The 26309-nt window shown below is 68.3% G+C and carries 23 protein-coding genes and 1 pseudogene; 16 read left to right on the forward strand and 8 right to left on the reverse strand.

Going from position 1 to position 26309, the window contains the following annotated elements; translation table 11 throughout:
• Window positions 1-15 precede the first annotated feature (15 nt).
• Both fdhD and BMW26_RS00280 read left to right on the forward strand, forming a co-directional pair.
• Window positions 16-900 (forward strand): formate dehydrogenase accessory sulfurtransferase FdhD, encoded by an 885-nt coding sequence (gene fdhD / locus BMW26_RS00275; protein WP_072590421.1) that lies wholly within the window; start codon window positions 16-18, stop codon window positions 898-900.
• Window positions 890-3235, forward strand: a complete 2346-nt coding sequence (locus BMW26_RS00280; RefSeq protein WP_198032356.1) for an FdhF/YdeP family oxidoreductase — start codon at window positions 890-892, stop codon at window positions 3233-3235. Before fdhD ends, BMW26_RS00280 begins: the two co-directional genes overlap by 11 nt.
• A gap of 15 nt (window positions 3236-3250) precedes the next feature.
• Here BMW26_RS00280 and BMW26_RS00285 read toward each other — a convergent pair whose 3' ends face one another.
• Window positions 3251-3700: a MarR family winged helix-turn-helix transcriptional regulator gene (locus BMW26_RS00285; RefSeq protein ID WP_053098294.1), complete on the reverse strand. Its 450-nt coding sequence runs from the start codon at window positions 3698-3700 to the stop codon at window positions 3251-3253.
• Window positions 3701-3814: 114 nt separating this feature from the next.
• On the opposite strand from BMW26_RS00285, the gene BMW26_RS00290 reads away from it, so the two are divergent.
• Both BMW26_RS00290 and BMW26_RS00295 read left to right on the forward strand, forming a co-directional pair.
• Complete coding sequence (locus BMW26_RS00290; protein ID WP_072590422.1) at window positions 3815-5002, forward strand: MFS transporter; 1188 nt, start codon at window positions 3815-3817, stop codon at window positions 5000-5002.
• Between the two features lie 35 nt (window positions 5003-5037).
• On the forward strand, window positions 5038-5871 hold the full coding sequence (locus tag BMW26_RS00295) for an aldo/keto reductase (RefSeq protein ID WP_072590423.1): 834 nt from the start codon (window positions 5038-5040) through the stop codon (window positions 5869-5871).
• A gap of 30 nt (window positions 5872-5901) precedes the next feature.
• On the opposite strand, the gene BMW26_RS00300 is transcribed toward BMW26_RS00295, so the two are convergent.
• A complete protein-coding gene (locus BMW26_RS00300; protein ID WP_198032357.1) occupies window positions 5902-6720 on the reverse strand; it encodes a shikimate 5-dehydrogenase in 819 nt (272 codons plus the stop codon).
• A 542-nt stretch (window positions 6721-7262) separates the two neighbouring features.
• Between BMW26_RS00300 and BMW26_RS00305 the strand changes: the two genes are divergently transcribed.
• Window positions 7263-7469: a cold-shock protein gene (locus BMW26_RS00305; RefSeq protein ID WP_042540947.1), complete on the forward strand. Its 207-nt coding sequence runs from the start codon at window positions 7263-7265 to the stop codon at window positions 7467-7469.
• A 117-nt stretch (window positions 7470-7586) separates the two neighbouring features.
• On the opposite strand, the gene BMW26_RS00310 is transcribed toward BMW26_RS00305, so the two are convergent.
• Complete coding sequence (locus tag BMW26_RS00310; RefSeq protein ID WP_072590425.1) at window positions 7587-8252, reverse strand: HAD hydrolase-like protein; 666 nt, start codon at window positions 8250-8252, stop codon at window positions 7587-7589.
• 63 nt (window positions 8253-8315) lie between these two features.
• Window positions 8316-9011 carry an endonuclease NucS gene (gene nucS / locus BMW26_RS00315; RefSeq protein WP_056275812.1) on the reverse strand — a complete coding sequence of 232 codons (696 nt, stop codon included), beginning with the start codon at window positions 9009-9011 and terminating at the stop codon, window positions 8316-8318.
• A 147-nt stretch (window positions 9012-9158) separates the two neighbouring features.
• Between nucS and BMW26_RS00320 the strand changes: the two genes are divergently transcribed.
• Window positions 9159-9485 (forward strand): response regulator, encoded by a 327-nt coding sequence (locus tag BMW26_RS00320; RefSeq protein WP_072590426.1) that lies wholly within the window; start codon window positions 9159-9161, stop codon window positions 9483-9485.
• Between the two features lies 1 nt (window position 9486).
• Here BMW26_RS00320 and BMW26_RS00325 read toward each other — a convergent pair whose 3' ends face one another.
• Window positions 9487-10737, reverse strand: a complete 1251-nt coding sequence (locus BMW26_RS00325; RefSeq protein WP_083569418.1) for an MFS transporter — start codon at window positions 10735-10737, stop codon at window positions 9487-9489.
• A 59-nt stretch (window positions 10738-10796) separates the two neighbouring features.
• Here BMW26_RS00325 and BMW26_RS00330 point away from each other — a divergent pair, with 59 nt between their 5' ends.
• On the forward strand, window positions 10797-11858 hold the full coding sequence (locus tag BMW26_RS00330) for a LacI family DNA-binding transcriptional regulator (RefSeq protein ID WP_072590428.1): 1062 nt from the start codon (window positions 10797-10799) through the stop codon (window positions 11856-11858).
• Window positions 11859-11880: 22 nt separating this feature from the next.
• On the opposite strand, the gene BMW26_RS00335 is transcribed toward BMW26_RS00330, so the two are convergent.
• The 3 genes from BMW26_RS00335 to BMW26_RS00345 are packed head-to-tail and all read right to left on the reverse strand — an operon-like array spanning window position 11881 to window position 15098.
• Window positions 11881-13380 carry a hypothetical protein gene (locus BMW26_RS00335; protein WP_072590429.1) on the reverse strand — a complete coding sequence of 500 codons (1500 nt, stop codon included), beginning with the start codon at window positions 13378-13380 and terminating at the stop codon, window positions 11881-11883.
• A 47-nt stretch (window positions 13381-13427) separates the two neighbouring features.
• Complete coding sequence (locus tag BMW26_RS00340; RefSeq protein ID WP_072590430.1) at window positions 13428-13754, reverse strand: L-rhamnose mutarotase; 327 nt, start codon at window positions 13752-13754, stop codon at window positions 13428-13430.
• A 15-nt stretch (window positions 13755-13769) separates the two neighbouring features.
• The gene (locus tag BMW26_RS00345) at window positions 13770-15098 is read right to left on the reverse strand and encodes an alpha-L-fucosidase (RefSeq protein WP_072590431.1); all 1329 of its coding nucleotides are present in this window, start codon (window positions 15096-15098) and stop codon (window positions 13770-13772) included.
• An 86-nt stretch (window positions 15099-15184) separates the two neighbouring features.
• Here BMW26_RS00345 and BMW26_RS00350 point away from each other — a divergent pair, with 86 nt between their 5' ends.
• The 9 genes and pseudogenes from BMW26_RS00350 to BMW26_RS00390 all read left to right on the forward strand — a co-directional run.
• Window positions 15185-16528, forward strand: coding sequence for an alpha-L-fucosidase (locus tag BMW26_RS00350; RefSeq protein ID WP_072590432.1), 1344 nt, complete (start codon window positions 15185-15187; stop codon window positions 16526-16528).
• A gap of 80 nt (window positions 16529-16608) precedes the next feature.
• Window positions 16609-17868 carry an ABC transporter substrate-binding protein gene (locus tag BMW26_RS00355; RefSeq protein WP_232224505.1) on the forward strand — a complete coding sequence of 420 codons (1260 nt, stop codon included), beginning with the start codon at window positions 16609-16611 and terminating at the stop codon, window positions 17866-17868.
• A gap of 13 nt (window positions 17869-17881) precedes the next feature.
• A complete protein-coding gene (locus tag BMW26_RS00360) occupies window positions 17882-18844 on the forward strand; it encodes a carbohydrate ABC transporter permease (RefSeq protein WP_232224506.1) in 963 nt (320 codons plus the stop codon).
• Window positions 18837-19700, forward strand: coding sequence for a carbohydrate ABC transporter permease (locus tag BMW26_RS00365; protein ID WP_056275831.1), 864 nt, complete (start codon window positions 18837-18839; stop codon window positions 19698-19700). The genes BMW26_RS00360 and BMW26_RS00365 overlap by 8 nt, the downstream gene beginning before the upstream one ends.
• Window positions 19700-20848 carry a mandelate racemase/muconate lactonizing enzyme family protein gene (locus BMW26_RS00370; RefSeq protein ID WP_082297937.1) on the forward strand — a complete coding sequence of 383 codons (1149 nt, stop codon included), beginning with the start codon at window positions 19700-19702 and terminating at the stop codon, window positions 20846-20848. Before BMW26_RS00365 ends, BMW26_RS00370 begins: the two co-directional genes overlap by 1 nt.
• Entirely contained in the window at window positions 20845-21858 is a 1014-nt protein-coding gene (locus BMW26_RS00375) for an aldo/keto reductase (RefSeq protein ID WP_072590434.1), read from the forward strand. Before BMW26_RS00370 ends, BMW26_RS00375 begins: the two co-directional genes overlap by 4 nt.
• Before the next feature lie 5 nt (window positions 21859-21863).
• Complete coding sequence (locus BMW26_RS00380) at window positions 21864-22580, forward strand: GntR family transcriptional regulator (RefSeq protein WP_053098309.1); 717 nt, start codon at window positions 21864-21866, stop codon at window positions 22578-22580.
• Window positions 22581-22760: 180 nt separating this feature from the next.
• The gene (locus BMW26_RS00385) at window positions 22761-25703 is read left to right on the forward strand and encodes a Na+/H+ antiporter subunit A (RefSeq protein ID WP_072590435.1); all 2943 of its coding nucleotides are present in this window, start codon (window positions 22761-22763) and stop codon (window positions 25701-25703) included.
• A pseudogene (locus tag BMW26_RS00390) lies at window positions 25703-26203 on the forward strand (Na(+)/H(+) antiporter subunit C); the annotation flags it as partial. The gene BMW26_RS00385 and the pseudogene BMW26_RS00390, both read left to right, overlap by 1 nt.
• Between the last annotated feature and the right edge of the window lie 106 nt (window positions 26204-26309).

Here is a 26309-nt window from a genome sequence, read left to right on the forward strand (position 1 = left end):
AGTACGCTCGCTCGTGTGGGGCGGATCACGACGCGGAGACCGATACTGAAGCTCACTCTCGGGGAGGGAGCCACTCGGCGTGCCGACACGCTCGCCGTCGAGGAGCCCCTGGAGATCCGGGTCGCAGGCTCACCGCTCGCCGTCACGATGCGCACTCCGGGGCATGACGTCGAGCTCGCGGCGGGGTTCCTCGTGTCCGAGGGGATCATCGCCCAGGCCGAAGACTTCCATTCGGCGATCCACTGCGGTGGCCCCGGCACCGGTGGACAGGAGAACACCTACAACGTGCTCGACATCAGCCTCGCTCACGGCGTCGCGCTTCCCGACCCCGAGGTCGCTCGGCGCTTCTACACGACCAGCTCCTGCGGGGTCTGCGGCAAGGCCAGCATCGACGCCGTCCGCACGGTGTCGCGGCATCCGGTGTCCGTCGACGATGTCCAGGTCGGGGCCGAGCAGATCGCGTCGTTCCCTGATCGGCTGCGCGCCGAGCAGGCGGCGTTCGACAAGACCGGTGGTCTGCACGCCGCCGCGCTGTTCGACGCCGACTCGGGTGAACTGCTCGTGCTGCGCGAAGACGTCGGGCGTCACAACGCCGTCGACAAGGTGGTGGGGTGGGCGCTGCTGAACGACCGGCTTCCCCTGCGTCGGCAGATCCTCCAGGTCTCGGGCAGGGCGAGCTTCGAACTGGTGCAGAAGGCCGCGATGGCCGGCATCCCCCTGCTCAGTGCCGTCTCGGCCCCCTCGTCTCTCGCCGCCGAGCTCGCCGAGGAGGCCGGGGTGACGCTCATCGGGTTCGTCCGAGGGCGTTCGATGAACATCTATACGCACGCGCATCGGGTGCGCCTCGACGGGCTCGCACCGTCTGCGCACGCCGAAGAAGGGGCACGCCATGCTCGATAGCCAGGGACCCATCCGCACCGCGTTCGGGCTGATGCCCGCCGAGCCGCGTCAGGGCGGATACGGCCCTCGCACCGATCGACCGTGGTCGCGCAAGCCGTACCGGCATCCGGCCGCCGGGTGGGGAGCCGCCGTGTCGGTGGGGCGGGTGGTGCTGGATCAGCGAGAGCCCATCGCCGGACCGCTCGCGATGCTGCAGATGAACCACCCCGTGTCGGGCTACGACTGCCCCGGATGCGCGTGGCCGGACGACCCGGGCAATCTGAAGCTCGACATCTGCGAGAACGGCATCAAGCACGTCACGTGGGAGATGACGCGCAAGCGCGTCGACCGCCGGTTCTTCGCCGAGCATTCGGTCACCGAGCTCGCGACGTGGCCCGATTTCGACCTGGAAGACCAGGGTCGTCTCACTGAGCCGATGGTCTACGACGCCGCCACCGATCACTACGTGCCGATCTCGTGGGACGACGCCTTCGCGCTCGTCGGCGACGAGCTGCAGGCGCTCGACAGTCCCGACGAGGCCGCGTTCTACACCTCGGGGCGTCTGAGCAACGAGGCGACCTTCCTGTATCAGCTGATGGTGCGCGAGTACGGCACCAACAACCTGCCCGACTGCTCGAACATGTGCCACGAGGCGTCCGGACGCGCGCTCAAGGCGTCGATCGCGACCGGCAAGGGCACTGTCGACATGCACGACTGGGACGACTGCGACGCCCTCTTCGTGCTGGGCGTGAACGCGGCATCCAATGCTCCCCGCATGCTCACCGCGCTCTCGGATGCCGTGAAGCGCGGCGCGCAGGTCGTGCACGTCAACCCGCTCGTCGAGGCCGGGGCGACCCGGACCATCGTGCCGCACGACTTCGTCGACATGGCGCGCTTCGCGGCGACGGACACGAGCACCATGAACCTGCAGGTGCGCCCGGGGGGCGATCTGGCGCTGATCCGCGGCATGTCGAAGGTCGTCTTCGAAGCCGCCGCCACCGACCCGTCGGTGCTGGACAGCGAATTCCTCAGCACTCTGACGAACGGCATCGACGAGTACCGCGCACTGGTCGACGCCACGAGCTGGGCAGATCTCGTCGTTCAGTCCGGCCTCACGGAAGAGCAGATCCGCGCCGCCGCTGCGGTCTATCTGGCCTCGGAGCGCACGATCATCAGCTGGTGCCTCGGCGTGAGTCAGCACGAGCACGGCGTCGACACGGTGCGCGAGATCGTCAATCTGCTGCTCCTGCGCGGCAACATCGGCCGCAAGGGGGCGGGCCCGTCGCCGATCCGCGGACACAGCAACGTGCAGGGCAACCGCACGTGCGGCATCGATCACCGGCCGACGGAGGCGTGGCTCGACCGCCTCGCGGAGGTCTGTCGCATCGAGCCGCCGCGGCATCCGGGGCTCGACACCGTCCGCACGATCGAGGCGATGCATGACCGGCGCGTGAAGGTGTTCGTCGGCATGGGCGGCAACTTCGTGCTCGCCGCGCCCGACACCCCGTTCACCGCGCAGGGGCTCGAGAAGTGCCGCCTGACGGTGCAGGTGAGCACGAAGCTGAACCGCAGCCATCTCGTGCATGGCGAGAAGGCCCTGATCCTGCCGTGTCTCGGCCGCACCGAGCGTGACCAGCAGGCGCAGGGCCCGCAGGGCGTCACCGTCGAGGATGCGATGAGCATGGTGCACCTCTCGAGGGGACGCAAGCAGCCGGCATCCGCCTATCTGAGGTCGGAGCCGGCGATCATCGCCGGCATCGCGAAGGCGACCCTGCCGCACACGGCGACGCCCTGGGATTGGTACGTCGGCGACTACGACAACATCCGCGATGTGATGGCGAAGGTGCTGCCGGGGTTCGAGGGCTTCAACGACCTGATCCGCGACCGGCACGGGTTCCGCATTCCGCAGCCCGCCAGGGACCGCGTGTTCGAGACGCCGTCGGGCCGTGCCGAATTCTCCCTGGCTCCACTGCCGAACGTCATCCCCGAGTCCGCCGACACCCTGGTGCTGCAGACGGTGCGCTCGCACGACCAGTGGAACACCACGATCTACTCCAACGACGACCGGTACCGAGGCGTCAAGAACCTGCGCGAGCTCGTCTTCCTGCATGAGGACGACATGCGCGATCGCGGCCTCGTCGAGGGCGATCTGGTCGACATCGTGTCGACGTCGAAAGACGGGTCGACACGGATGCTGAAGGCGTTCCGCGCGGTTCCGTACGACCTGCCGCGCGGCAGCGCCGCCGGGTACATGCCGGAGATGAACGTGCTGATCGGTCGCAAGGATTTCAGTGTGCAGAGCGACCAGCCGCTGATGAAGAGCATCCAGGTGACGGTCTCGCGCGCGAGCGCGTGAGGGCGCTCGCCTGACTCAGGCCTCGGCGGTCACTGACTGAAGCGCGTGCACGACGGGGGCCAGCTCGGGCTGCGTGACCGCCTCGCCGAGAGCACGCTCGAGGGTCTCGTCGTGGATCGGATGCGCGTTCTCGTAGAGCGCCAGGCCGGCCGGGGTGAGCTCGGTGTAGATGCCCCGACGGTCGTCGGCGCAGAGGATGCGGGTGAGCAGCCCGCGGTCTTCGAGCCGTGTCACGAGACGCGTCGTGGCGCTCGGGCTCAGCGCGGTCGCGCGGGCGAGCTGCTGCATGCGCATGTGCCAGCCGTCCTGTCTGCTGAGGGCGTCGAGCACCGTGTACTCGACGACGGACAGGCCGACGGATGCGCCCAGTGCCTTCTCGAGGTCGGCCTCGATGATCCCGTGCAGAGCGGCGAGCGTTCGCCAGCCGCGTGCCCGGATCTCGACAGCGTCGTCTGAGATGCCCACAGTGACCTCCGAAGTAGTTGCTTGCGCGGGATAGTTGCGTGTGCAATGATTATCCCTCGTGACGCAATATCCCGCGTCTGCAACTACTTTAGCAGAGGACCACGGAGCACACCCATGCCACTCGGACTCATCGCACTCGCCATCGGCGCCTTCGGGATCGGACTCACCGAGTTCGTGATCATGGGGCTCCTCCCCGACGTCGCCGCGGACTTCGGGGTCACCGAGGCCACGGCCGGCTGGCTCATCTCGGGCTACGCGCTCAGCGTGGTCGTCGGTGCACTCGGCCTCACCGCCGCAACGACCCGTCTGCCCCGCAAACCGGTGCTGCTCGGCCTCGTCGTGCTGTTCATCGTCGGCAATGCGATCACCGCCCTCGCCCCCGACTACACGACCGCCATGATCGGACGCATCGTCGCGGCGCTGTGCCATGGAGCGTTCTTCGGCATCGGATCCGTCGTCGCCGCCGACCTCGTCGCCCCCGAGAAGAAGGCGCGGGCGATCGCGATCATGTTCACCGGCCTCACAGCGGCGAACGTGTTCGGTGTTCCGTTCGGAACCTTCCTCGGACAGCAGTTCGGCTGGCGGTCGACGTTCTGGGTCATCTCCGCCATCGGCATCGTCGCCTTCGCGGGCATCGCTCTGCTGGTCACGGCACCGAAGACGGCAGGCCAGCAGGTGAGTCTGCGCGGCGAGCTCCGGGCCTTCCGGTCCGGACAGGTGTGGCTCTCGCTCATCGTCACCGCGCTCGCCTTCGGCGGCATGTTCGGCGCCTTCACCTACATCGCCTACACGCTCACCGGGGTCACGGGCTTCGCAGACACCACGGTGCCGTGGCTGCTCGTGCTCTTCGGCGCCGGGCTCGTCGCGGGCAACTGGATCGGCGGACGCCTGGCCGACCGATCGATCGACCGCACGCTGCTGATCTTCATCGCGGCTCTGGTCGTCGTGCTCGTGTTGTTCGGCTTCTTCGCCTGGTCGCAGCCCGTGACCATCGCGATCCTCGTTCTGATGGGCGCGTTCGGATTCGGCACGGTTCCGGGGGTTCAGAGCCGCATCATGCACTACGCCGGCGGTGCACCGACCCTCGCCTCCGGCGCCAACATCGGCGCCTTCAACGTCGGCAACGCCCTCGGCGCGTGGGCGGGCGGCCTCGGCATCGCCGCAGGGCTCGGCTACACCTCGCCGATCTGGATCGGGGCCGCGATCACCGCATCCGCCCTGGTCGTCATGGTGATCGCCGTGGTCGCAGCCAGGAAGCCGTCGCCCGCCCCCACCGGCACGCTGCAGACCGTCGCCGCGTGACCACCCGATTCGCAGAGAGAGAAAGAAGCACGAGCATGAACGCTCCCACCGTCCCCACACTCACCCTGAACAACGGCATCGAGATGCCGCAGCTCGGATACGGCGTGTTCCAGGTGCCGGATGCCGAGACCACGGCCGCCGTCGCTGCCGCCCTCGACGCCGGGTACCGCAGCATCGACACCGCGGCGATCTACGGCAACGAGGCCGGCGTCGGGCGTGCGATCGCCGAGTCGGGCATCCCTCGCGACGAGCTGTTCGTGACGTCGAAGGTATGGATCTCCGACCACGGATACGACGCCGCCCTGCGCGCATACGACGCGTCCCTCGAACGGCTCGGCCTCGATCACCTCGACCTGTACCTGATCCACTGGCCGACGCCTGCTCTGGCGACGTACCCCGAGACCTGGCGTGCGCTTGAGAGCCTCTACGCGGACGGGCGCGTACGAGCCATCGGCGTCTCGAACTTCGAACCCGAGCACCTCGCGCGCATCGCCTCAGAGGGTGGCGTCGTGCCCGCCGTCAACCAGGTCGAGGTCCACCCGGCGCTGCAGAACCGAGCGGTCGCCGAGGCGAACGCTCAGCGGGGGATCCTCACCGAAGCATGGAGCCCGCTCGCCCAGGGCGCCGTGCTCTCCGATCGCTCGGTCGTCGAGATCGCCGAGCGGCACGAGCGGACGCCGGCCCAGATCGTACTGCGTTGGCACCTGCAGCAGGGACGCATCGTGATCCCCAAGTCGGTGACCCCCGCTCGCATCGCCGAGAACCTCGACGTGTTCGGGTTCGAGCTCACCGACGACGAGCTGGCCGCGGTCGACCGCCTCGAGCGCGACGGTCGCACCGGCCCGCACCCCGCCGCGTTCAACGGCTGAGGTCCTCGGGGCGGACTGCGGGCGCAGTGGTCACTGCGCCCGCATGAACTCCTCGGCCGCCTGCACCTGAGCGGTGGAGGGGCGGATGCCGGTGTACAGCACGAACTGCTCGAGGGCCTGCAGGGTCGCCACCTCGGCCCCCGTGATGACGGTCTTCCCGGCCGCGCGCCCTGCGGAGATCAGAGGCGTCTCCGCCGGCAGGGCGACGACGTCGAACACGACGGATGCCGCCGCGATCTGCTCCTCGGTGAACGACAGTGCGTGCTCGTCCGCGCCTCCCGCCATGCCGATCGGCGTGATGTTCACGATGATGTCGGCGGTGGCGGCATCCGCATCCGCCGTCCAGGCGAAGCCGTAGAGATCGGCCAGCCCTCGACCGCGCTCTTCGTTGCGGGCCGCGATCGTGACGCGGCTGAATCCGGCGTCACGGAAGGCGGCGGCGGTGGCCTTGGCCATCCCGCCTGAGCCCCGCAGCAGCACCGATGATGCAGGGTCGAGCGAGTTGCGCTCGATCAGCTGGGCGATCGCGCTGTAGTCCGTGTTGTATGCGGTGAGCACCCCGTCATCGTTCACGATCGTGTTCACCGAGTCGATAGCCGTCGCCGAAGGGTCCATGCGGTCGACGAGCGCGATGACGTCTTCCTTGAACGGCATCGAGATCGCGCACCCGCGGATGCCGAGACCGCGCACGCCGGCGATCGCCTGGCCGAGGTCGGTCGGGGCGAAGGCCTTGTAGATCCAGTTCAGGCCCAGCTCCTCGTAGAGGAAGTTGTGGAATCGCGTGCCGTTGTTGCTCGGGCGTGCAGACAGCGAGATGCACAGGGTCATGTCCTTGTTCAGCATGGTCACCGCACCAGGCTACTCGCGCAGTCCGTCCCGTCATTGCCACCGATGACGACGATCGTCAACCCCCCTTGGCGGGATCGAACGGACTCCCCTAGGGTGAAGGTGCATGCACAGGGGATTGATCGTCTCCGTCTTCCCCAGAGACGGGCTGCCTTCCCCAGAGGCAAAGGCGATCCGTGCATGCGATTGGGCCCTCTCGAGTAGTTCTGTCCCCAACGGACTGCTCGAGAGGGCCGCTGTCGTTTGTCTCCATCTCACAAATTTCGAATCTGTCCCCCAAATGGGGGACAAAAGCAGGCGCGAGGGGTTAGGCTGGAATCTGACGCACCCTCCGGTCGTCTTCGGCCCTCATCGCTCCCCCCGCGGTGAGGGCCACACCATTTTCTGAGGGTCTCCATCTGCCCTGTCATGTGACCGCGGACGACCGCTCATGCAACATTTGGGTTACGGGCTGACATCAGGACTTCCGCTCAGCGCGTGCTCCACTAGCGTGGAGCACGTCGGGGCATCCTGCGTCGGCTTCTTTCCAGCAGAACAGGCAGTACATGAGCACCCAGGGCACGGTTAAGTGGTTCAACTCGGAGAAGGGCTTCGGCTTCATCTCCCCCGACGACGGCGGCGCTGACGTTTTCGCGCACTACTCCGCCATCGAGTCATCCGGCTACCGCTCTCTTGAAGAGAACCAGCGAGTCGAGTTCGACGTGGCGCAGGGCCCCAAGGGCCTGCAGGCTGAGAACATCCGTCCGCTCTGAGAGCGGACGTCATAGAACTCCCCGACCGGAGGTCTGCACTCGTTGCGACCCCCGGCGGGGAGTTCTGTGCTTTCCGGCCGGATTACCCCGGCCGGGTGGGCCCCCGGTCGGCCGAGGTCAGTGGAGCAGCAGCGCGCGCAGTTCGTCGGCGGATGCGGCGCGGAACGCGGCCTCATCGCCTTCGTGCGTGTCGCTGAAGCCCCACTCGACGAAGATCACCGGCACTCCGTTGGCGTTGCCGCCCTCGACGTCGTGATGGCGATCTCCGACCAGCACGGGGCGTGAGATGTCTGCACCGCGCTCGGCCAGACGGCGCAGCGCCTCGGCGACGATGTCGGTCTTCGACGCGAGCGTCGCCTCGTCGGGCGTCGCACCGACCGTCGTCAGGAAGTACGGGCGCAGTTCGAAGAAGTCGACGATCGCATCGACCTGGATCTCGGGCTTCGAGCTGGCGGTCGCCTGAGGCACCCCTGCCGCGTGCAGATCGCGGATGATCTCGGGCACGCCCGGGTAGGTCGCGACATCGGTCGTGTATCCGTCGGCCTTGCCGAGTGTCCGATAGAAGGTGACCGCCTCGGTCGCCTGCTCGGGGGTCATCGCCGCCTGCGCCTGAAACGACTCGAACATGGGCGGCCCGATCCAGTGCACGAGCTGTTCGCGCGTGGGAGCAGGGTGACCGAAGTGCGTGAGGGCGACGTTCAGACGGCGCAGGATGCCGACCGACGCGTCGGCGATCGTGCCGTCGACGTCCCAGAGCACGCACGAATAGGGGGAAGAAGCCATACCTTCCAGCCTATGGGCAGTGCACGACGCGACCGACCGCGGTGGACATCTGTGCAGATGGCCTCAGAACAGGCGGGGAATGCCGGACTCGATGCCCTTCATGTCGTCGTAGTCGAGCACGAGGCAGCGGATGCCGCGGTCCTCGGCGAGCACCCGCGCCTGCGGCTTGATCTCCTGCGCGGCGAAGACGCCCTGCACCGGCGCGAGGTGCGGGTCGCGGCCCAGCAGCTCGAGATAGCGGGTGAGCTGCTCGACACCGTCGATGTCTCCGCGCCGCTTGATCTCGACAGCGATCGCCGCGCCGGCGGCATCCCGCACGAGCAGGTCGACGGGACCGATCGCGGTCGGGTACTCGCGGCGCACCAGGGTCGCGCCGTCGGAGATGCGCTCGACCTGCTCGGCGAGCAGGCGCTGCAGATCGGCTTCGACGCCGTCCTTCTGCAGACCGGGGTCGACGCCGAGGTCGTGGTTGGTGTCGTGCAGGATCTCGTAGATCTGCACGCGGAGCGCGTCGCCGGTCTTCTTGTGCGTCACGCGCCACACCTCCGTGACGCCGGCGATGGATTCCTCCTCGCCGGGTTCCTCGGCCGCGAGGGAGCACGGCGGGCTCATCCAGTTCAGCGGCTTGTAGCTGCCGCCGTCGGAGTGCACGAGCAGACTCCCGTCTCCCTTGTGCACGAGCAGACGCGTGGCGAGCGGGAGGTGGGCATTGAGGCGGCCCGTGTAATCCACGGAGCAGCGGGCGATGACGAGACGCACCCGTCGAGCCTACTTCGTCGGGTCGACTCGTTCTGCTGATGTCAGCATCAGCGCCGAAGTTTCCACATCTGCGGCGGATCGACTCCCGTCGTCGATTACATCGGACTGGATCCTGACATTCTGGGCGGACAGGTCAAGGATGAGGAGATGACGGTGTCGATAGAGCTGGTGACCATGATCGTGACCGTCGCGACCACGCTGCTGGGGCTTGCCGCAGGCTTCGGATGGATGATCACGCGCACGGATGCGCGGTTCGAGATGTTCGAGCAGCGTATGGATGCGAGGTTCGAGAAGGTCGAGCAGCGCATGGATGCGAGGTTCGAGAAGTTCGAGCAGCGCATGGATGCGCGGTTCGAGAAGGTCGAGCAGCGCATGGATGCGAGGTTCGAGAAGGTGGACGTCGAGCTCGGAGAGGTGAAGATCGCCATCGCCCGACTCGAAGGCCCGGCGCCACGTCTGCTTGTCGCCCGCTGATCTACGAGGCTGACTTCGCGGTGACCGGCGGCGTCGACATCTCGTCCTTGCGGAGCGGGCGCGCGGCACCCGAGAACAGGCCGGACAACACGACCAGGCCGACGAGGATGTAGAGCGTGTTGAGCAGTCCGATGTGCTCGCTGATGAAGCCGAGCACGGGCGGGCCGCCCAGGAACGAGATGTAGCCGATCGTCGCGGCTGCGCTCACTCGCGCGGCCGCCTTGGCGGGGTCGTCTGCGGCGGCGGACATACCGAGCGGGAAGCCGAGAGAAGCGCCGACGCCCCACAGCGCTGCGCCCACGAAGACGAGAGGAAGGCTGGGGGCGAGGATGAAGAGCAGGATCCCGGATGCGGCGGCAACCGCGAGGATGCGCAGCACGGCGACGCGGCCGAACCTGTCGACCAGGGGGCCTCCGAAGACGCGGACGACGGTCATCGCGACCGAGAACGTCGCGAGCGCGGCGGCGCCCAGTGCGGTGCCGCCTCCGTGGTCTTCGGCGACGCCGAGGGCGAGCCAGTCGTTGGCACCGCCCTCTGCGAACGACATGCCGAGCATGACGACGCCGATCGCGTAGGTGCGCGGTTCGCGCCAGGCGGACATCGCGACGTGCATCCGTTCCCGCCAGTGCGGCTTCTCTGCGTCGTCTGCCGCGGGGTCGAGCGCCTCTTCGCGTCGCGGCACGTTCGCGATGCTGGCGATGCCGATGGCGGCGATCGCGACGGAGATGACGAGCGTATGGGTGAAGACGTCGATGTGCAGCTGTGCGGCAAGCGCCCCCAGCCCGGCGCCGATCACGGTGCCGAAGCTGAAGAAGGCGTGGAAGAGGGGCAGGATCGTCTTGCCCGAGTGCTGCTCGATCGCGGTGGCCTCGACGTTCATCATGACGTCGACGCAGCCGTTGCCGAGTCCGAACAGCACGAGACCGATCAGCACCACGGAGTACGAGCCGAGGACGTTGGCGCCGATGCCGATGAGGGCCACGCCCGAGGCGAAGGTGAAGATCGACACCATCATGCCGAGGCGCGCGCCGGTGCGTGCCATGATCGCGGGGCTGGTCGAGATGCCGATGATCGAGGCGATGCCCGCGCCGAGCAGCAGCATGCCCACCTGAGCCTTGTCGACCTCGAGGGCGAGCTTGATGTCGGGGACACGGGACGCCCAGGTCGCGATCGAGAGACCGCTGGCGAGGAAGATCGCGAAGATCGCGGTGCGCCAGCGCACGTACTGCGATCGGGAGAGAGCCGTGTCCATGCGGATCAGCATATCGAATCGATTCGATGATCGGGAAGCCGGGGAGCTATCCTCGGAGTATGACGAGCCACGACAGCCCGCGCCGAGCGACGATCGCCGATGTCGCACGCGAGGCGGGAGTTGCCACGTCGACGGCATCCGTCGTCTTCAGCGGCAAGGCCAACGTCGCACCGGCCACGCGCGAGCGGGTGCTCGCCGCAGCGGCGGCCCTCGGGTATGCCGGTCCCGACCCGCGCGCCGCATCGCTGCGTCGAGGACGCAGCGGCATCGTCGCGGTCGTGCTCGAGGGGCACCTGCGTGCGGCGTTCCTCGACCCGGTGACCACCGCCATGATGGACGGCCTGACCGATGGGATGGCCGAGCTCAGTGCCGGCATCCTGCTGATGCGCGACGAGCCGGGCGACGACGAGTCGTCTCTCTCGAACGCACCCGTCGATGCGGTCGTGCTGATCGGGTGCTCGGGGCGCGCCAAGGCGTCGCTCGACATCGTGCGCAGCCGGGGCCTGCCGGTCGTCGTGATCGAGGGCGACGCGGGAGAGGGCATCCCGAAGATCCTGCTCGACAACTCTGCGGCGGCCGCGGACGTCGCACGTCACCTGCGCGACCTCGGGCACCGCGACGTCGCACTCGTCACGCTGCCGCTCGACACCCGTCGCGAGCGGGGACCGGTCACTCAGGAGCGAATCGACGCGGCGACGGTGGATGTGACCATCGATCGCCTCGCCGGCATGCGCGAGATCTTTCCCGACGCGCCCGCGATCTCGGCCGGAGGCAGCTTCATCGACGAGGGGCTCCTCGCCGGACGGCATCTGCTGGCGGATGCCGAGACGCGGCCCACGGCGATCCTCGCTCAGAGCGATCTGATCGCCGTCGGCATCATCCGCGCCGCGGAGGAGCTGGGACTGCGCGTGCCCGAAGACCTGTCGGTCGCGGGTTTCGACGGGATCGCCGCCGATGGGCTCGGCGACCTCGTGCTCACGACCAGCGTGCAGCCGGCGGTCGAGAAGGGGCGCGCCGCAGGGGAGCAGGTCGCGCGGATGCTCCGGGGAGAAGCCGGCCAGACCCTGCACCTCACGTGTCGGTTCCGCGAGGGAACGACCACCGCGGCACCGGCTCGCTGACACCGGGTCGCTGCGGTCTCGCTCAGCTGCGCTGCGGTCCCAGGGGCAGGGTCTGACTGCCGAAGTCCAGGATCGAGTACCGGCCGCACTCGACCACACGCTCAGGCTGCACCGCCTGCGGAAGATCCCACGGCACGGTCTGCGAATCCTCGACGAGGAAGGACACCTCGCCGACTGCGAAGTCCGTGCGGTTGACCAGCCACGCGTAGCCGTTGAGCTGATGATCGACCTGGACGAGGCGCGAGGGGTCTGCGACATGCAGTGCGGGCAGACGAACGGTCCAGAACTGTCCGGCGCCCGTGCGACCGGAGGCGTCGACCCAGTCCCTCACGCACGCGAGATCGGGGTCCGGCCGGGCGGCCGCGTCCGCCAGGCGCGGGATGCTGAGGCCGCCGACGACGAGAAGCACCACGCCGACGATGGCAGCTGTCGAACGACGCAGGCGGGCGGGGAGGCGAATCGCGCGAGGTGACGCGACGAGCACGAGCACCGGAGCGAAGACGAGAGGCTGCAGGTAGCGCGCGGCATGCGTGCCCAGCGCGATCGCCCCGACGACGACGACGATCGGTGCCGCCCAGGCCATCGCGGCGACGAGACGGGTTCCCGGGTCGCCCTGTTGCGCCGTTCTCACGACGGCGAAGACGATGAGGGCGACGGTGACCAGCAGCCCGATCAGCCCGGGGAGGCTCTGACCGCGTTCGGCGATGAGCCGTGCGTAATAGCCGACCGACTCGTGCCAGTGGTCGGGCTGCGCGTAGCCGACGCCGGTGTTCGCGATCCATGCCGCGAACGGAATACGAGCCAGGAAGCCCGCGGTGGTGCCGGCGAGCAGCACCGCGATGAGGGCGAGGATCTGCGCACGCCGCGACGGCGACACGGCGGCGATGCCCAGGATGATCGCGAGGGGGAGGGTCGCCCACACCGCGTACAGCGGGTTCGAGAGAGCCGATATGAGCGCGACGGCGCCGAGAGCGATCGACGGCGAGGCTCTGAGGCGGCCGTCATCGATCACGCGCCGCACGATGCCGACCGTGATGACGACGCCGATCACGGTCGCCGAGTAGTAGGTGGTCGTCAGCTGCAAGGATGCGAGGTCGAGCGCCTCTCGCGACGCCGAGACATCGGTCATCGCGAGCATGCCGAACACCCCGAGCGCGACGACGGACCAGGTGACGGGCGCAGAACCCGCGCGGCCGCGGCCGGCGACGAGCCGGATGGCTCCATAGAGGGCGAGGAGATTGACGACCGCGCTGATCGTGAAGAGGCCGTTCACCGTCGCAGGCACGGCGGCGTCGATCGCGGTGAACGCCGCGGTCTCGGGCAGGAACAGCACGCTCGACATCGCCCAGTCGAGCGATTCTCCCGAGAGCAGCGACCGCGCGAGCATCGCGACGACCAGTGAATCGCCGTCTCGGAAGAGCAGGTCGGACCGGGCTGACGACGCGACCACGGATGCGGTGACGATCGACACGGCGGCAGCGCACATCCAGCCGGCCAGCTCGCGCACCCACGTCCGAGTCACGGGGCTACTCTGCCACGAGCCCGCGGCAGACCCGGGCAGCGGAGCGGTCAGGAGACCTGCGACCTCAGATCCCAGACCTGCTCCAGGGGAGCGGTGCCCTCGGCGCCGTCTTCGTCGCGGAAGAGCTCGACGAAGCGACCGATGTCGGCCTGCCAGGCGTGGTCGGCCGGATCGTCCTCGAGCGCGGCGATCGCGGCATCCCAGTCATCGCACTCGACCAGGTGGAACAGGCGCCGGCCCGACCTCCAGATCGTCCAGTCGTGGATGCCGATGCGCGCGAAGGTCTCGGCGAGAGCATCCGGGATGCGGGCGTGGTTCGTGCGGTAGTCGTCGACCGCGCCGTCGCGGATCTCGGAGTGCAGAGCGATGCGCATGAGAGGGTCCTTCCGTCAGTCCCTGGGCTGGAACGAGATCGCGACCGGGGTCGTCGCGTCCGCCACCTCGACCAGGATGGCACCATCGACGCGTTCCGCGATCACCGGATGCTCTCCGATCCGTGCGCTGCTCTCGTCGAGCAGGCCGTGCGGATCGGGGAGCTCGACGTGTCCGTTCCGGTCGACGACCGCGTGCACCGCGTCATCCGTGCGTGTCCAGCGCATCCAGGGGTCGTCGGACGCCGGCATCCGCTCTTCCGGTCGCGCACCGAACACGGCGTGCCCGTACTGCCTGTTCCAGTGGCCGATGCCCTCGAGGGTCTCTCGTTGCAGATCGGGGATGCGGCCGGACGCCTCGAGGCCGATGTTGAGCAGCAGGTTGCCGCCGCGTGAGACCACGTCGACGAGCAGAAGCACGGCCTCGTGCGCCGACAGCAGGTGCTCGCTCGTCTCCCTGCGGTTGTGGCCGAACGAGAGTCCGATCCCCCGGGTGTTCTCCCACGCCTCGCCGACCTCGACTGCGGTGCCGTGCACGTACTCGCTGGTGCGGAAGTCCCAGTGGGACTCGCCCCAGCGATCGTTGACGACGCCCTCGGGAACCTGTGCGTAGAACCTCTGGAAGGCGTGGGCGATGCTCTTCGGCCCCGGCTCGATTCCCGCAGCCGGCCACCGGATGTCGCCCCAGAGGATGTCGGGACGATAGCGGTCGATCAGGTCGATGACGTGGTCGTGCGCATATTCCGCGTAGGCGAGGTCATCGGGGGCGGGGGCGCCGTCATGGTCGATGGGCGGCAGGTCGGAGAAGTGCCAGTCGAGACCGCCCGAGTAATACACGCCGAAGCGGAGGCCGGCCGCGCGCGTCGCGTCGGCGAAGGCTCCGATGAGGTCCTGCCCTGGGCCACGGGCGACGGTGTTGCGCCCATCCGTTCCCGGTGCGTCCCAGAGTGTGACGCCGTCGTGGTGCTTGGTCGTGGGGATGAAGTACCGTGCGCCCGTCGCCGCGACCACGGCGAGCACCTCGTCGGCGTCGAACTCCTCGGCCTTCCAGGCATCGAGGAAGTCGTCATAAGGAGCCCCGCCGTAGACCTCCTCGTGATGCCGGTGGGTCGGCGAGCCCTCGATGCGCATGGTGTTGGCGTACCACTCGGCATAGGGATTGTGGGCGTACCACTCGTCCCGTGGCACGGCGCCGAGCTCACCGGTGGGCTCTGCCCAGGCGGGAACCGAGTACGGCCCCCAGTGCACGAAGATCCCCAGTGCGGCGCCGCGGAACCACTCGGGAAGCGGTCGCTCGAACTCGCGGTAGGCCTCGGGACGAACAGGATCGGTTTCGAACATCGCCATCGGTAGGCACCTTTCATCACACCCTTGTGAACGGTTTCGTCTATCACGTATCCTATAGGAAATCTTGAACTCAAAGGAGAGGTTCGATGACAGACGCAGGCTTCCGACGCCCCACAGAGCGCATCCCCGGTGGGGAGTGGTTCAGCGGCGCAGGCTTCGGCCTCTTCGTGCACTGGGACCAGGCATCGCAGCAGGGCATCGAGATCTCCTGGCCCCTCGTCGGACGTTCGATCATCCCGGGTGAGGATGCCGTGGAAGACGCCGTGACCGTGGCCGAGTACCAGGCGACGGCTTCGACGTTCGACCCCGTGAACTGGGATGCCGCAGATCTCGCGCGTCGTGCCCGCGAAGCGGGAGCCACCTACCTCGTCTTCACGGCACGTCACCATGCCGGATACAACATGTTCTTCACCGAGGAGTCCGACTTCGGCGTGCAGCACGGCCCCTTCGGTCGCGACATCACCCGTGAGTTCGTCGACGCCGTGCGCGCCGAGGGCCTGAAGGTCGGCATCTACTACAGCCTCCCCGACTGGAACCACCCCGACTATCCGGCATTCCGCGATGAGGACCGGCCGTACAAGCTCGAGCACTGGCCCGCCGCGGGCCTCGCCGAGTTCGCCGACACCCCCGACGCGACCGATCGGCACCGGCGGTCGAGTCCGGAGGAGTGGTCGCGCTACCTCGACTACGTCCGGGCGCAGCTGACCGAGCTCCTCACGAACTACGGGCAGATCGATCTGCTCTGGTTCGACGGCGACTGGGAGCGCTCCGCCGTCGAGTGGACGGCTCCGGCACTGCGCCGCCTGATCAAGGAGCTGCAGCCCGATGTCGTCATCAACGACCGCCTGCCCGGCCAGGGCGACTACCGCACCCCCGAGCAGGGCTTCCCGCTCACCCCGCCGACCGGTCCCTGGGAGCTGTGCCTCACGATCGGCGATCACTGGGCATGGCGCACGGGGCCGGACAACGAGAAGTCCGCGCGGTCGCTCCTCGTCACCCTCATCGACGTCGTCGCCCGCGGCGGCAATCTGCTGCTCAACGTGGGGCCCGGTCCCGACGGTGCGCTGCCGGCGGTCGAACAGGAGCGGCTGGGCGAGTTCGCGGAATGGATGCACGCGCACGCCGAGTCCGTGATCGGTGTCGAGCCCACCGTCGGCATCGACTTCCACGGGCCGACGACCGCGCGCGCCGGACGCCTCTACCTGCATCTGACCGCGGTGCCGGTCGACGAGATCATCGTGCGGGGCCTCCCCGTGCGTCGCATCACCCGGGTGCACCGCCTGGCCGACGATCTCGAGCTGCAGCATGACGCGAGCTTCGAGGTGCACGAGGCCTCGATCGCCGGCGACGACCTGGGCGAGCTGCGCATCGTCGCCCCCGCACCGAGCGGCGCCCTGATCGACGTCGTCGCCATCGACTTCTCCGAGTGACCCGAGCACGACCCGAACCCCCGAGCAGCACCCCCTCACCCATCGCATCGAATCAGCATCCAATGAAGGAGGCAGACAGAATGAATGCACTCTCATCCCGACGCGCGAAGCGTCTCATCCTGACAGGCGTCGCGGGCCTCACCGCTCTCACCCTCGCCGGCTGTGCCAGCGGCTCGGGAGGAGGAGGAGGCGGCGACGCCGGCGGCCCTCTCGTTCTCTACACGTGGGCCGCCAGCGAGGGCGATCAGGCGCAGTGGGCTGACTTCATCGACGGCGCCCAGGCCGAGGATCCCGACCTCGACATCACCGTCGAGGGGCCCAGCTTCTCGGACTACTGGACCAAGGTGAAGACCCGCCTCAGCGGCTCGAACCCGCCCTGCCTGCTGACCACGCAGGCGGCCCGCGCGCAGGAGCTCGGCGACCTGCTGATGCCGCTCGACGACCTGATCGAGAAGTCCGACTTCGACATCGAGAACATCGACGCATCCATGCTCAGCGGCATGACGGTCGACGGCACGATCAGGGCGATCCCCTACGACGCCGAGCCGATCGTGCTGTTCTACAACGTCGAGGCGTTCGAGGCCGCGGGTCTCGAACTGCCCGGCACCGAGTACACGCGCGATCAGTTCATCGCGGATGCGAAGGCGCTGACCGACGGCGACAAGAAGGGCCTCGCGCTCGCACCCGGCATCTTCATCCCGAACGCCTGGTCGCTCGCCGACGGCGTTCCGGCCGTGACCGAGGACGGCGAGCTCGACCTCACGAACCCCGACTTCGTCGACCAGATCCAGAGCTTCTTCGACCTGGTGTCGGTCGAGCAGGTCGCCAAGGCGCCCGAGGCGGCGGACGGCTCGGAGGTCTCGCAGCAGGCCTTCACCTCGGGCGAGGTGCCGATGCTGATCGAAGGTCCGTGGATGTACGGCAGCTTCGCCGACGCCGCCGACTTCACGCTCGGCGTCACGATCGTCCCGTCGACCAGCGGCGAGGCCGCCGCGATGACGGCGGGTTCGGGCTTCGGCATCGCGGCCAACTGCGACCGCCCGGACGAGGCGTTCGCGGCGATCGAGGCACTGACCTCGGTGTCGGTGCAGGAGAAGCAGGCCGAGGCGCGCGGCATCGTTCCGGCGCGCATCGAGGCGCTTCCGGCCTGGGCTGAGGGCAAGACCGAGGGTGCCGCCGAGGTCGTCGAGGCTCTGCTGGCCGATGCGACCCCGCAGCGCACCACCCCGACCTGGAACCAGGTCGAGACCCTGATGACCCAGTACGGAGTGCAGGGCTACCGGGGTGAGCTGACGGCGGAGGAGATCATGGAGACCATCCAGAACTCGGTCGCGGGCTGAGCGGATGGCGATCATGAGCGAGCGGAGAGAGGCCACGGCCTCCTCTCCCGTGCCCGGCGCGGCGGGAGTGCCCTTCGGCGCTCCCGCCCCGCGGGTTCCCCGCCCCCCGCGACGGCGCGGCCAAGCCTGGGTGGCGGTGGCCTTCCTCGCACCCGGGATGATCGGGTTCGTCCTCTTCATCCTCACTCCGCTGTTCGGGTCGGCCTTCATCAGCCTGTTCGACTGGAAGCTGTTCGGCAGCCCCGACTTCATCGGCTTCGAGAACTACGTCAAGCTGTTCCGCGACCCGACGTTCTACACGGTGCTCGGCAACACCCTGATCTTCGCGATCGTGTACACGGCGCTGAATCTGGTCGTCGCCCTCACCATCTCGCTGTGGCTCAGCACGCGCATGAAGGCGGCCGGGGCGTGGCGGGTCATCTTCTTCCTCCCCGTGATCACGCCCATGGTGGCCAACGCGCTGGTGTGGCGACTCCTGCTCTCGCAGGACGGTCTCGTCAACTCGATGCTCGCGACCGTCGGCGTCGACGGACCGAACTGGCTGTCGGACTCGGCGTGGGCGCTGCCCTCGGTCATCGCGATGTCGGTATGGCAGTCGTTCGGCTACAACGTGATCGTCCTGTCGGCCGGACTCAGCGCCATCCCGAAGGAACTGCTCGAGGCCTCTCGCATCGACGGCACCTCGGCGTGGCAGCGACTGCGCTTCATCATCCTCCCGCTGCTCTCGCCGTCGCTGTTCTTCTGCTCCACGATGACGATGATCGGCGCGTTCCAGGTGTTCGTGCAGCCGCTCTTCCTCACGCAGGGAGGGCCGGGAGAGAGCACCAACACCTTCGTGCTGTACCTGTACCGCAACGGATTCGTCTTCGATCGGCTCGGCTATGCATCCGCTCTCGCGTGGATCCTCTTCCTCGTCGTGATGCTCATCACGGCCCTGCAGTTCGTCGGCCAGCGCAGGTGGGTGAACTATGAGTGACGTCGTGAGCCTGCCCCGTCGTGCGCGTCAGCGCCGTGAGTCGCTCAAGGAGTGGCTCAACACCGCGGCCATCGCCGTGGTCGCGCTGATCTTCGCGTTCCCCTTCATCTGGATGTTCCTCACGGCGCTCAAGCCCGAGAACGAGGTCTTCACCGCCACCCCGCAGATCTTCGGATCGGAGATCCGCTGGGCGAACTTCGTCGAGGCGTGGACCGTCGTGCCGTTCGGACGCTTCATCCTCAACGGCCTGTTCGTCGCGATCCTCGGCGCCGCCCTCTCGGTGGTCGTCGCCGTGCTCTCGGCATACGCCTTCTCTCGACTGCGGTTCAAGTACCGCGACAAGCTCTTCCTGCTGTTCGTGCTCACTCTCGTGCTGCCCCAGGAGGTGCTCGTCGTCCCGCTCTTCATCATGATCAACAGCTGGGGATGGAACGACAGCTACGCGGCCCTCATCATCCCGTTCGCCTTCACCGCGTTCGGCACCTTCCTGATGCGGCAGTTCTTCCTCACCATCCCGATGGAGTACGAGGAGGCGGCACTGATCGACGGCGCCTCGCGACTGCGCACCCTGTGGTCGGTGCTGCTGCCGCAGCTGGTCGCCCCCCTCAGCGTGCTCGCGGTGTTCTCGTTCATCGGCTACTGGAACTCGTACCTGTGGCCGCTGATCATCATCAACACGCAGGACATGGCCACCGTGCCCCTCGGGCTCGGCATGTTCACCGGTCAGTTCGGCACGCAGTGGTCGCTGCTCATGGCCGCATCGACACTGGCCGTCATCCCCTCGTTGATCCTCGTGCTGCTGCTGCAACGGCAGCTCATCAAGGGGGTCACCCTGGGCGGACTCGGAGGACGCTGATGACCACGACACACCACACCACGAAGCCCTTGCGGGAGGCCGTCGCGGACGCGACGGCCGGCAGCCGCATCGTGCACGCGGAGGCGCAGCTGTGCGACCTGCCCGTCGAGACCGAGCGCACGGATGCCCTGCAGACGTTCGTCAAGCAGGAGACCATCTTCGTGCGGCTGCGCACCGCCGACGGCACCGAGGGCATCGGCTACAGCTACACGATCGGCACCGGCGGCGGGGCGGTGCTCAGCATGCTGCGCGAGACGCTGCTGCCCGCTCTGATCGGGCTCGAGGCCGAGCGTCCCGAAGCGCTGTGGCTCGCACTCTTCGGCATCACTCGCGCCACCACGGTCGGGCCGATCACGGCGCTCGCGCTCGCCGCGGTCGACACCGCGGTCTGGGATGCGAAGACCCGTCGCGCCGGACTCCCGCTCTGGGTCGCCGCCGGAGGCGCGTCGCCCTCCGTGCCCGTGTACGACACGGAGGGCGGATGGCTGCACTTCCGCACCGACGAGCTCGTCGCCCATGCGGTCGCCGCCAAAGAGCGCGGCATGGGCGGCGTGAAGATCAAGGTCGGCATGCCGCGAGGGCACCAGGACCTCGAGCGACTGCGTGCCGTGCGCGACGCGGTCGGACCCGGCATGGACATCATGGTCGACGCGAACCAGTCGTTCACGGTCGCCGAAGCCGTGCGTCGAGCCCGGCTGTTCGAGCAGGTCGACGTCTTCTGGTTCGAAGAGCCCCTGCCTGCGGAGGACGTCGAGGGGCATCGTCTTCTGGCGCGCTCGACGTCGGTGCCGATCGCGGTCGGCGAGAGCATGTACTCGCTCGGTCACTTCCGCGAGCACCTGCAGCGTGGCGGCGCGTCGATCGTGCAGGCCGACGTCGCCCGGGTCGGCGGGATCACTCCGTGGCTCAAGATCGCGCATCTGGCCGAGTCCTTCAACGCCCCCGTCGCGCCGCACTTCCTCATGGAGCTCCACGTCTCCCTCGTCTGCGCGATCCCCAACGCGCTGTACCTCGAGCACATCCCGCAGCTGCGAGCGGTCACGACGGGCGAGATCCGCATCGAGAACGGTCGCGGGTGGGCGCCGACGCAGGCGGGCCTCGGCATCCCCTGGAACGATGACGCCCTGGGCCGGCTGATCGTGTCATGAGTGCGCCTGTCTCCACCGCAGCGAAGCCCGTCGCGATCGGACGCGGAGGGCTTCTCGCCCCGCCCGTCGCCTATGGGGCTGCCGCGCTCGGCAATCTGTACCGGGCGCTGGACGACCGGGAGTGGCCGCGGATCGTGCCGGCCGCGTGGGAGGGCGGCGTGCGGTACTTCGATGTCGCGCCGCACTACGGTCTCGGCCTCGCCGAGCGACGCCTCGGCGAGAGCCTGCGCGAGCTCCCGCGTGAGGAGTACATCGTCTCGACCAAGGTCGGACGCCTGCTGGTTCCGCAGGATGCCGCGGGCCGCTCGGACCTCGACAACCTGTTCGACGTGCCGGCGGATCATCGGCGCGTGCGCGACTACTCCCGCGACGGCGTGCTGCGCTCGGTCGAGCAGTCGCTCGAGCGCCTCGGACTCGACCGCATCGACATCGCTCTGGTGCACGATCCCGATGAGCACGAGCGCGAGGCGCTCGAGGGTGCCTTCCCCGCCCTGAGCGAGCTGCGGGACCAGGGCGTCATCCGCTCGTTCGGTGCCGGCATGAACCAGAGCGGCATGCTCACGCGATTCGTGCAGGAGACGGATGCCGACGTCATGATGGTCGCCGGGCGCTGGACGCTGCTCGACCAGTCAGCCGCCGATGACCTGCTCCCGATCGCCCGGGAGCGCGAGGTGACGGTGCTGGCCGCCGCCGTCTTCAACTCGGGAATCCTCGCGACGGATGCTCCCGCTCGCGATGCCACGTTCGACTACGGCCCCGCGGGCCGCGCGGTGCTCGCCCGGGCTCAGGCGATCGCCCGGGTCGCCCGGCATCATGGCACCACACTTCCCGAGCTGGCCGCACAGTATCCGCTGACGCATCCCGCCGTGGGTGCGGTGGTGATGGGCGGTGCCAGCGCGGAGCAGGTCGCGCGCAACAGCCGTCTCGTCGCACGCCCGGTCGCCGCGGCGGTCTGGGACGATCTGCGTGATCGCGGTCTGATCGCCGACGAAGGGCACCCCCTACGATGAGACTCATGTTCGGCGACGACGAGGCACGCGGACCGAGGCCGCTTCCGGCGCGGCGCGCGCTCGTCGACGACGTGTACGACGCGGTGCTCGGCCTGCTCATGGACCAGGTCATCGAACCGGGAGCCAAGGTCAACATCGACGCGGTCGCCCGCGACCTCGACGTGTCTCCGACGCCCGTGCGCGAGGCGCTGACGCGGCTCGAGTCCGAAGGGCTCGTCGCGAAGCGGGCGCTGAAGGGGTATGTCGCAGCTCCTCTGCTCGACGCGGCGGGCCTGCGCGATCTGTACGACATGCGCGAGCTGCTGGAGCCGGAGGCGGCGCGGCGTGCATCGGCGCATCTCGACCACGAGACCGAGACCGAGCTGGCGGAGTCCGTGGTGACGATGCGTACAGCGTCGGCACCCGATGAGGACGAGCGCTTCCGCAACTACCGGCGGTTCATCGACGAGGATCTGCACTTCCATCACCTGATCGCGGAGAGTGCGCAGAGTCCGCTGCTGTCGGAGGCCATCGTGCGGCTGCGTGCGCACATGCACCTCTACCGGCTGAACTTCCGCCACGACTTCGAAGACGACACCGTGAGCGAGCACGAGAGCATCCTCGACGCGCTGCGCCGACGCGACCCCGAAGCCGCCGCCGCGGCGATGAGGATGCACATCGCGAACTCGTACGACCGTCTCGGTCCGGCGCTCGCTCGGCAGGCTGAGAACGCATCCGAATGAGCTGATTCTGCGTGCGAGATCGCGCAAATTGCCCGAAAATCCGGGGGAAACCGACCATTTGCATGGTCGGGCGCCGACATGATCGACCCTGAAGCGCGGAATATCAAGGTAAACTCGATATCGACACCCGCCCGCCCGCCTGCGCCGCCCCCGGCCGACGAGCTTTGAGGAGCCGCGTATATGCTGACGCTCCTCGCCGTGTTCCTCCTCGGGTCGATCCTGATGCCCGTTCTGGTGCGCTGGCTGGGATCCCAGGCATTCGCCATCGCGGCTCTCATTCCCGCCGCGGCATTCATCCACGCCCTCGTCCTCACCCCTCAGGTGCTCGACGGACCGACGCCCTTCGTCTCGGTCGCGTGGATCCCGCAGCTCGGACTGAATCTGTCCATGAACATGGACGTGCTCGGCTGGGTGCTGACGCTCATCGTCACCGGCGTCGGTGCTCTCGTGCTGCTGTACTGCCGCTGGTACTTCCATGACGACTCCGCCGGCATCGGCCAGTTCGCGGGTGTCCTGCTCGGATTCGCGGGTGCGATGTACGGCCTCGTCCTGACCGACGACCTCGTCATGCTCGTGATGTTCTGGGAGGTGACGAGCATCCTCTCGTACCTCCTCATCGGGCACTACCGACGCCGCGCCGCCAGCCGACGAGCAGCACTGCAGGCGCTCCTGGTCACCACTCTCGGCGGGCTCGTGATGTTCGTCGGAGTCGTGCTGCTCGTGGTCGACGCGGGTACCTCGAGCATCCGCGAGATCCTCGAGATCGCACCCACAGGCGCCATCGTCGACGCCGCCGTCGTGATGCTCCTCGTCGGCGCGATCAGCAAGTCCGCGATCTTCCCCTTCCACTTCTGGCTGCCCGGTGCGATGGCGGCGCCCACTCCCGTGAGCGCGTACCTGCACGCCGCGGCGATGGTCAAGGCGGGTATCTACCTGATCGCGCGCTTCGCCCCGATCTTCGCCTTCACCGGTCCGTGGCGGCCGATCATCATCTCGCTGGGCATCCTGACGATGCTGATCGGCGGCATCCAGGCGCTGCGCGAGACCGACCTCAAGCGCATCCTCGCGTTCGGCACCGTCAGCCAGCTGGGCTTCTTCTCGGTCGTGATCGGCTACGGCACCCAGGCGAGCGCGCTGGCCGGTCTCGCACTCGTGATCGCGCACGCGCTGTTCAAGTCGGCGCTGTTCCTGATCGTCGGCGTGATCGACCGTCAGCTGTCGACGCGAGACATCACCGAGCTGAGTGGCGTCGGGCGTCAGGCTCCCGTCATGGCGACAGCGGCATTCATCTCCATCGCATCGATGGCGGGCATCGCACCGACCCTCGGATTCGTGGCGAAGGAGTCGACCCTCACGGCGCTCCTGGACGACGCACTGCACGGTTCGCCCTGGGGGCTCGTCGCGATCATCGGCGTCAGCCTGGGATCCATGCTCACGGCGGCATATGGCATCCGCTTCCTCTGGGGTGCCTTCTGGACCAAGCGCGATGCGGCGGGCGATCGCCTTCCCGACACCGCCTGGCCCGACCCGCCCGTCGGATTCCTCTCGGCGCCGATCATCCTCGCCGGGCTCACGCTCGCCGCAGGCATCGGAGCACCGGCTCTCGACGTCGCGCTCCAGGGATACGCGCTCACAGCCACCCCGGGCCTCGATGCCGAGGGGGTCGCCGCGGAAGGACCCGGGCACCTCGCGCTCTGGCACGGTCTCGAGCCGGCGCTCGGCATCTCGATCCTGTCGATCCTGCTCGGCGCCGCGGTCTTCCTCCTCACGCTGCGCACCGGATGGGACCGCAAGGCGCGACTGATTCGCTTCACTGCCGCAGACGTCTACTACCTGGTCATGCGCGGTATCGACCGACTCTCGGTGCTGAGCACGACGCTCACCCAGCGCGGCTCTCTGCCGGTCTACGTCGGCACCATCTTCGTGGTGTTCGTCGCCGCCGAGATCACGGCGCTCGTCGCCAGCGACATCGATCGCTTCCAGCTCTCGGCCTGGCACACGCCCACGCAGCTCGTGGTCGCGCCGATGATGGCCGCCGCGGGCGTCATGGCCGTGCGCGCGCAGAAGAGATACACGGGCGTCGTCCTCGTGTCGATCACCGGCCTCGGGATGGTCGTGCTGTTCGCGACCAGCGGCGCCCCCGACCTCGCGCTCACGCAGATCCTCGTCGAGACCGTGACGATGGTCACCTTCGCACTGGTGCTGCGTCGCCTGCCCGCGCGGATGGGCGAGCACAACGCCTCTGTCGGGCGCATTCCCCGCGCGCTGCTGGGTGTCGGGGTCGGGCTCACCATGGCGCTGGTCGCGATCGTGGCGACCCAGTCCCGCGTCGCGGATCCGATCTCCGCCGCGTTCCCGAAGCTCGCGTACGAGATCGGTCACGGCAAGAACGTCGTGAACGTCGCCCTGGTCGACCTGCGCGGCTGGGACACGATGGGCGAGCTCTCGGTGCTCGTGCTCGCCGCCACGGGTGTCGCGTCTCTCGTGTTCGTCACGCACCGCGCCGACATGCTCTCCGCGACGAAGACGCTGCCCAAGGCGCGCCGCCGTCGCACGCTCAGCCGCCCGCTCGTCGAGACGACCGAGGGCGTGCGCTTCCAGACCGACGAGAACGAGAGCAGCCCCCGCGCCTGGCTCGTCGGCGGCCCGAAGATGAAGCCCGAGAACAGGTCGATCCTGCTCGAGGTCATCGTCCGCATCCTCTTCCACACGATCATCGTCGTGTCGATCTTCCTGCTCTTCTCCGGCCACAACCTGCCAGGCGGAGGCTTCGCCGGAGGCCTCGTCGCGGGCATGGCGCTCGTCATGCGCTACGTCGCCGGCGGACGCTGGGAGCTGGGCGCTGCCGCACCCACGGATGCCGGGCGACTGCTCGGTGCCGGTCTGATCCTCGCCGTCGGCACGGCGGTCGTGCCGCTGTTCTTCGGCTTGGCGCCGCTCACCAGCAACTTCTGGGAGTGGGAGATCCCCGGCATCGGCCACATGGAGTTCGTCACCTCGACCATCTTCGATGTCGGTGTGTACCTGGTCGTGATCGGCCTCGTGCTCGACGTGCTGCGCAGCCTCGGTGCCGAGGTCGACCGTCAGGCGCAGGAGTTCCGCGAGCGAGGGGTGACCCTCTGATGGATGTCTCCCTCACCCTGATCGTGATCATGGCCGTGCTCTTCGCCTGCGGCGTCTACGCGATGCTCGAGCGCAGTCTCACCCGCGTGCTGATCGGCTTCCTGCTGCTCGGCAACGCGACGAACCTGCTGCTCCTCATCGTCATGGGAGTGCCCGGCAACGCGCCCTTCTTCGGAACCGAGGGCGAGCTCAGCGACCCGCTGCCCCAGGCGCTCACCCTGACCGCCATCGTCATCACCTTCGCCGTCTCGGCGTTCCTCCTCGCCCTCATCTACCGCTCGTGGCAGCTGGGCCAGGCCGACACCGTCGAGGACGACGAGGCCGACATCGCTCTCCGTGAGCGCACCGATGCCGACGAAGACCTCATGGACGACGAGGCCGACGCGGCGGACGACGAGGCGACCACGGACTTCGTCGGCGTGCAGACGTCGCCGATCACCGTGCTGCACATGCGCGACCACGCCGCGATCAACGACGACGCTCCGACCGACCGGCCCACCCCGCCTCGAGCTGTGTCCGCGGCGTCCGACCAGGATCCCGATGTGGATGCCGGTCCAGGCGCGGCCGTCCTCGACGGGGAGTCGGCACCGCCCGACGACGACCCCG

It is taken from the genome of Microbacterium sp. 1.5R, assembly GCF_001889265.1.
Classification (GTDB): Bacteria; Actinomycetota; Actinomycetes; order Actinomycetales; family Microbacteriaceae; genus Microbacterium.

Bases quoted from the DNA above. Each gene is read 5' to 3' on its own strand.
- BMW26_RS00280 (WP_198032356.1), top strand. From the start codon at position 890: ATGCTCGATAGCCAGGGACCCATCCGCACCGCGTTCGGGCTGATGCCC.
- BMW26_RS00290 (WP_072590422.1), top strand. From the start codon at position 3,815: ATGCCACTCGGACTCATCGCACTCGCCATCGGCGCCTTCGGGATCGGA.
- BMW26_RS00295 (WP_072590423.1), top strand. From the start codon at position 5,038: ATGAACGCTCCCACCGTCCCCACACTCACCCTGAACAACGGCATCGAG.
- BMW26_RS00305 (WP_042540947.1), top strand. From the start codon at position 7,263: ATGAGCACCCAGGGCACGGTTAAGTGGTTCAACTCGGAGAAGGGCTTC.
- BMW26_RS00310 (WP_072590425.1), bottom strand. From the start codon at position 8,252: ATGGCTTCTTCCCCCTATTCGTGCGTGCTCTGGGACGTCGACGGCACG.
- BMW26_RS00320 (WP_072590426.1), top strand. From the start codon at position 9,159: ATGACGGTGTCGATAGAGCTGGTGACCATGATCGTGACCGTCGCGACC.
- BMW26_RS00325 (WP_083569418.1), bottom strand. From the start codon at position 10,737: ATGGACACGGCTCTCTCCCGATCGCAGTACGTGCGCTGGCGCACCGCG.
- BMW26_RS00330 (WP_072590428.1), top strand. From the start codon at position 10,797: ATGACGAGCCACGACAGCCCGCGCCGAGCGACGATCGCCGATGTCGCA.
- BMW26_RS00340 (WP_072590430.1), bottom strand. From the start codon at position 13,754: ATGCGCATCGCTCTGCACTCCGAGATCCGCGACGGCGCGGTCGACGAC.
- BMW26_RS00345 (WP_072590431.1), bottom strand. From the start codon at position 15,098: ATGGCGATGTTCGAAACCGATCCTGTTCGTCCCGAGGCCTACCGCGAG.
- BMW26_RS00350 (WP_072590432.1), top strand. From the start codon at position 15,185: ATGACAGACGCAGGCTTCCGACGCCCCACAGAGCGCATCCCCGGTGGG.
- BMW26_RS00355 (WP_232224505.1), top strand. From the start codon at position 16,609: ATGAATGCACTCTCATCCCGACGCGCGAAGCGTCTCATCCTGACAGGC.
- BMW26_RS00360 (WP_232224506.1), top strand. From the start codon at position 17,882: ATGAGCGAGCGGAGAGAGGCCACGGCCTCCTCTCCCGTGCCCGGCGCG.
- BMW26_RS00365 (WP_056275831.1), top strand. From the start codon at position 18,837: ATGAGTGACGTCGTGAGCCTGCCCCGTCGTGCGCGTCAGCGCCGTGAG.
- BMW26_RS00370 (WP_082297937.1), top strand. From the start codon at position 19,700: ATGACCACGACACACCACACCACGAAGCCCTTGCGGGAGGCCGTCGCG.
- BMW26_RS00375 (WP_072590434.1), top strand. From the start codon at position 20,845: ATGAGTGCGCCTGTCTCCACCGCAGCGAAGCCCGTCGCGATCGGACGC.
- BMW26_RS00380 (WP_053098309.1), top strand. From the start codon at position 21,864: ATGTTCGGCGACGACGAGGCACGCGGACCGAGGCCGCTTCCGGCGCGG.
- BMW26_RS00385 (WP_072590435.1), top strand. From the start codon at position 22,761: ATGCTGACGCTCCTCGCCGTGTTCCTCCTCGGGTCGATCCTGATGCCC.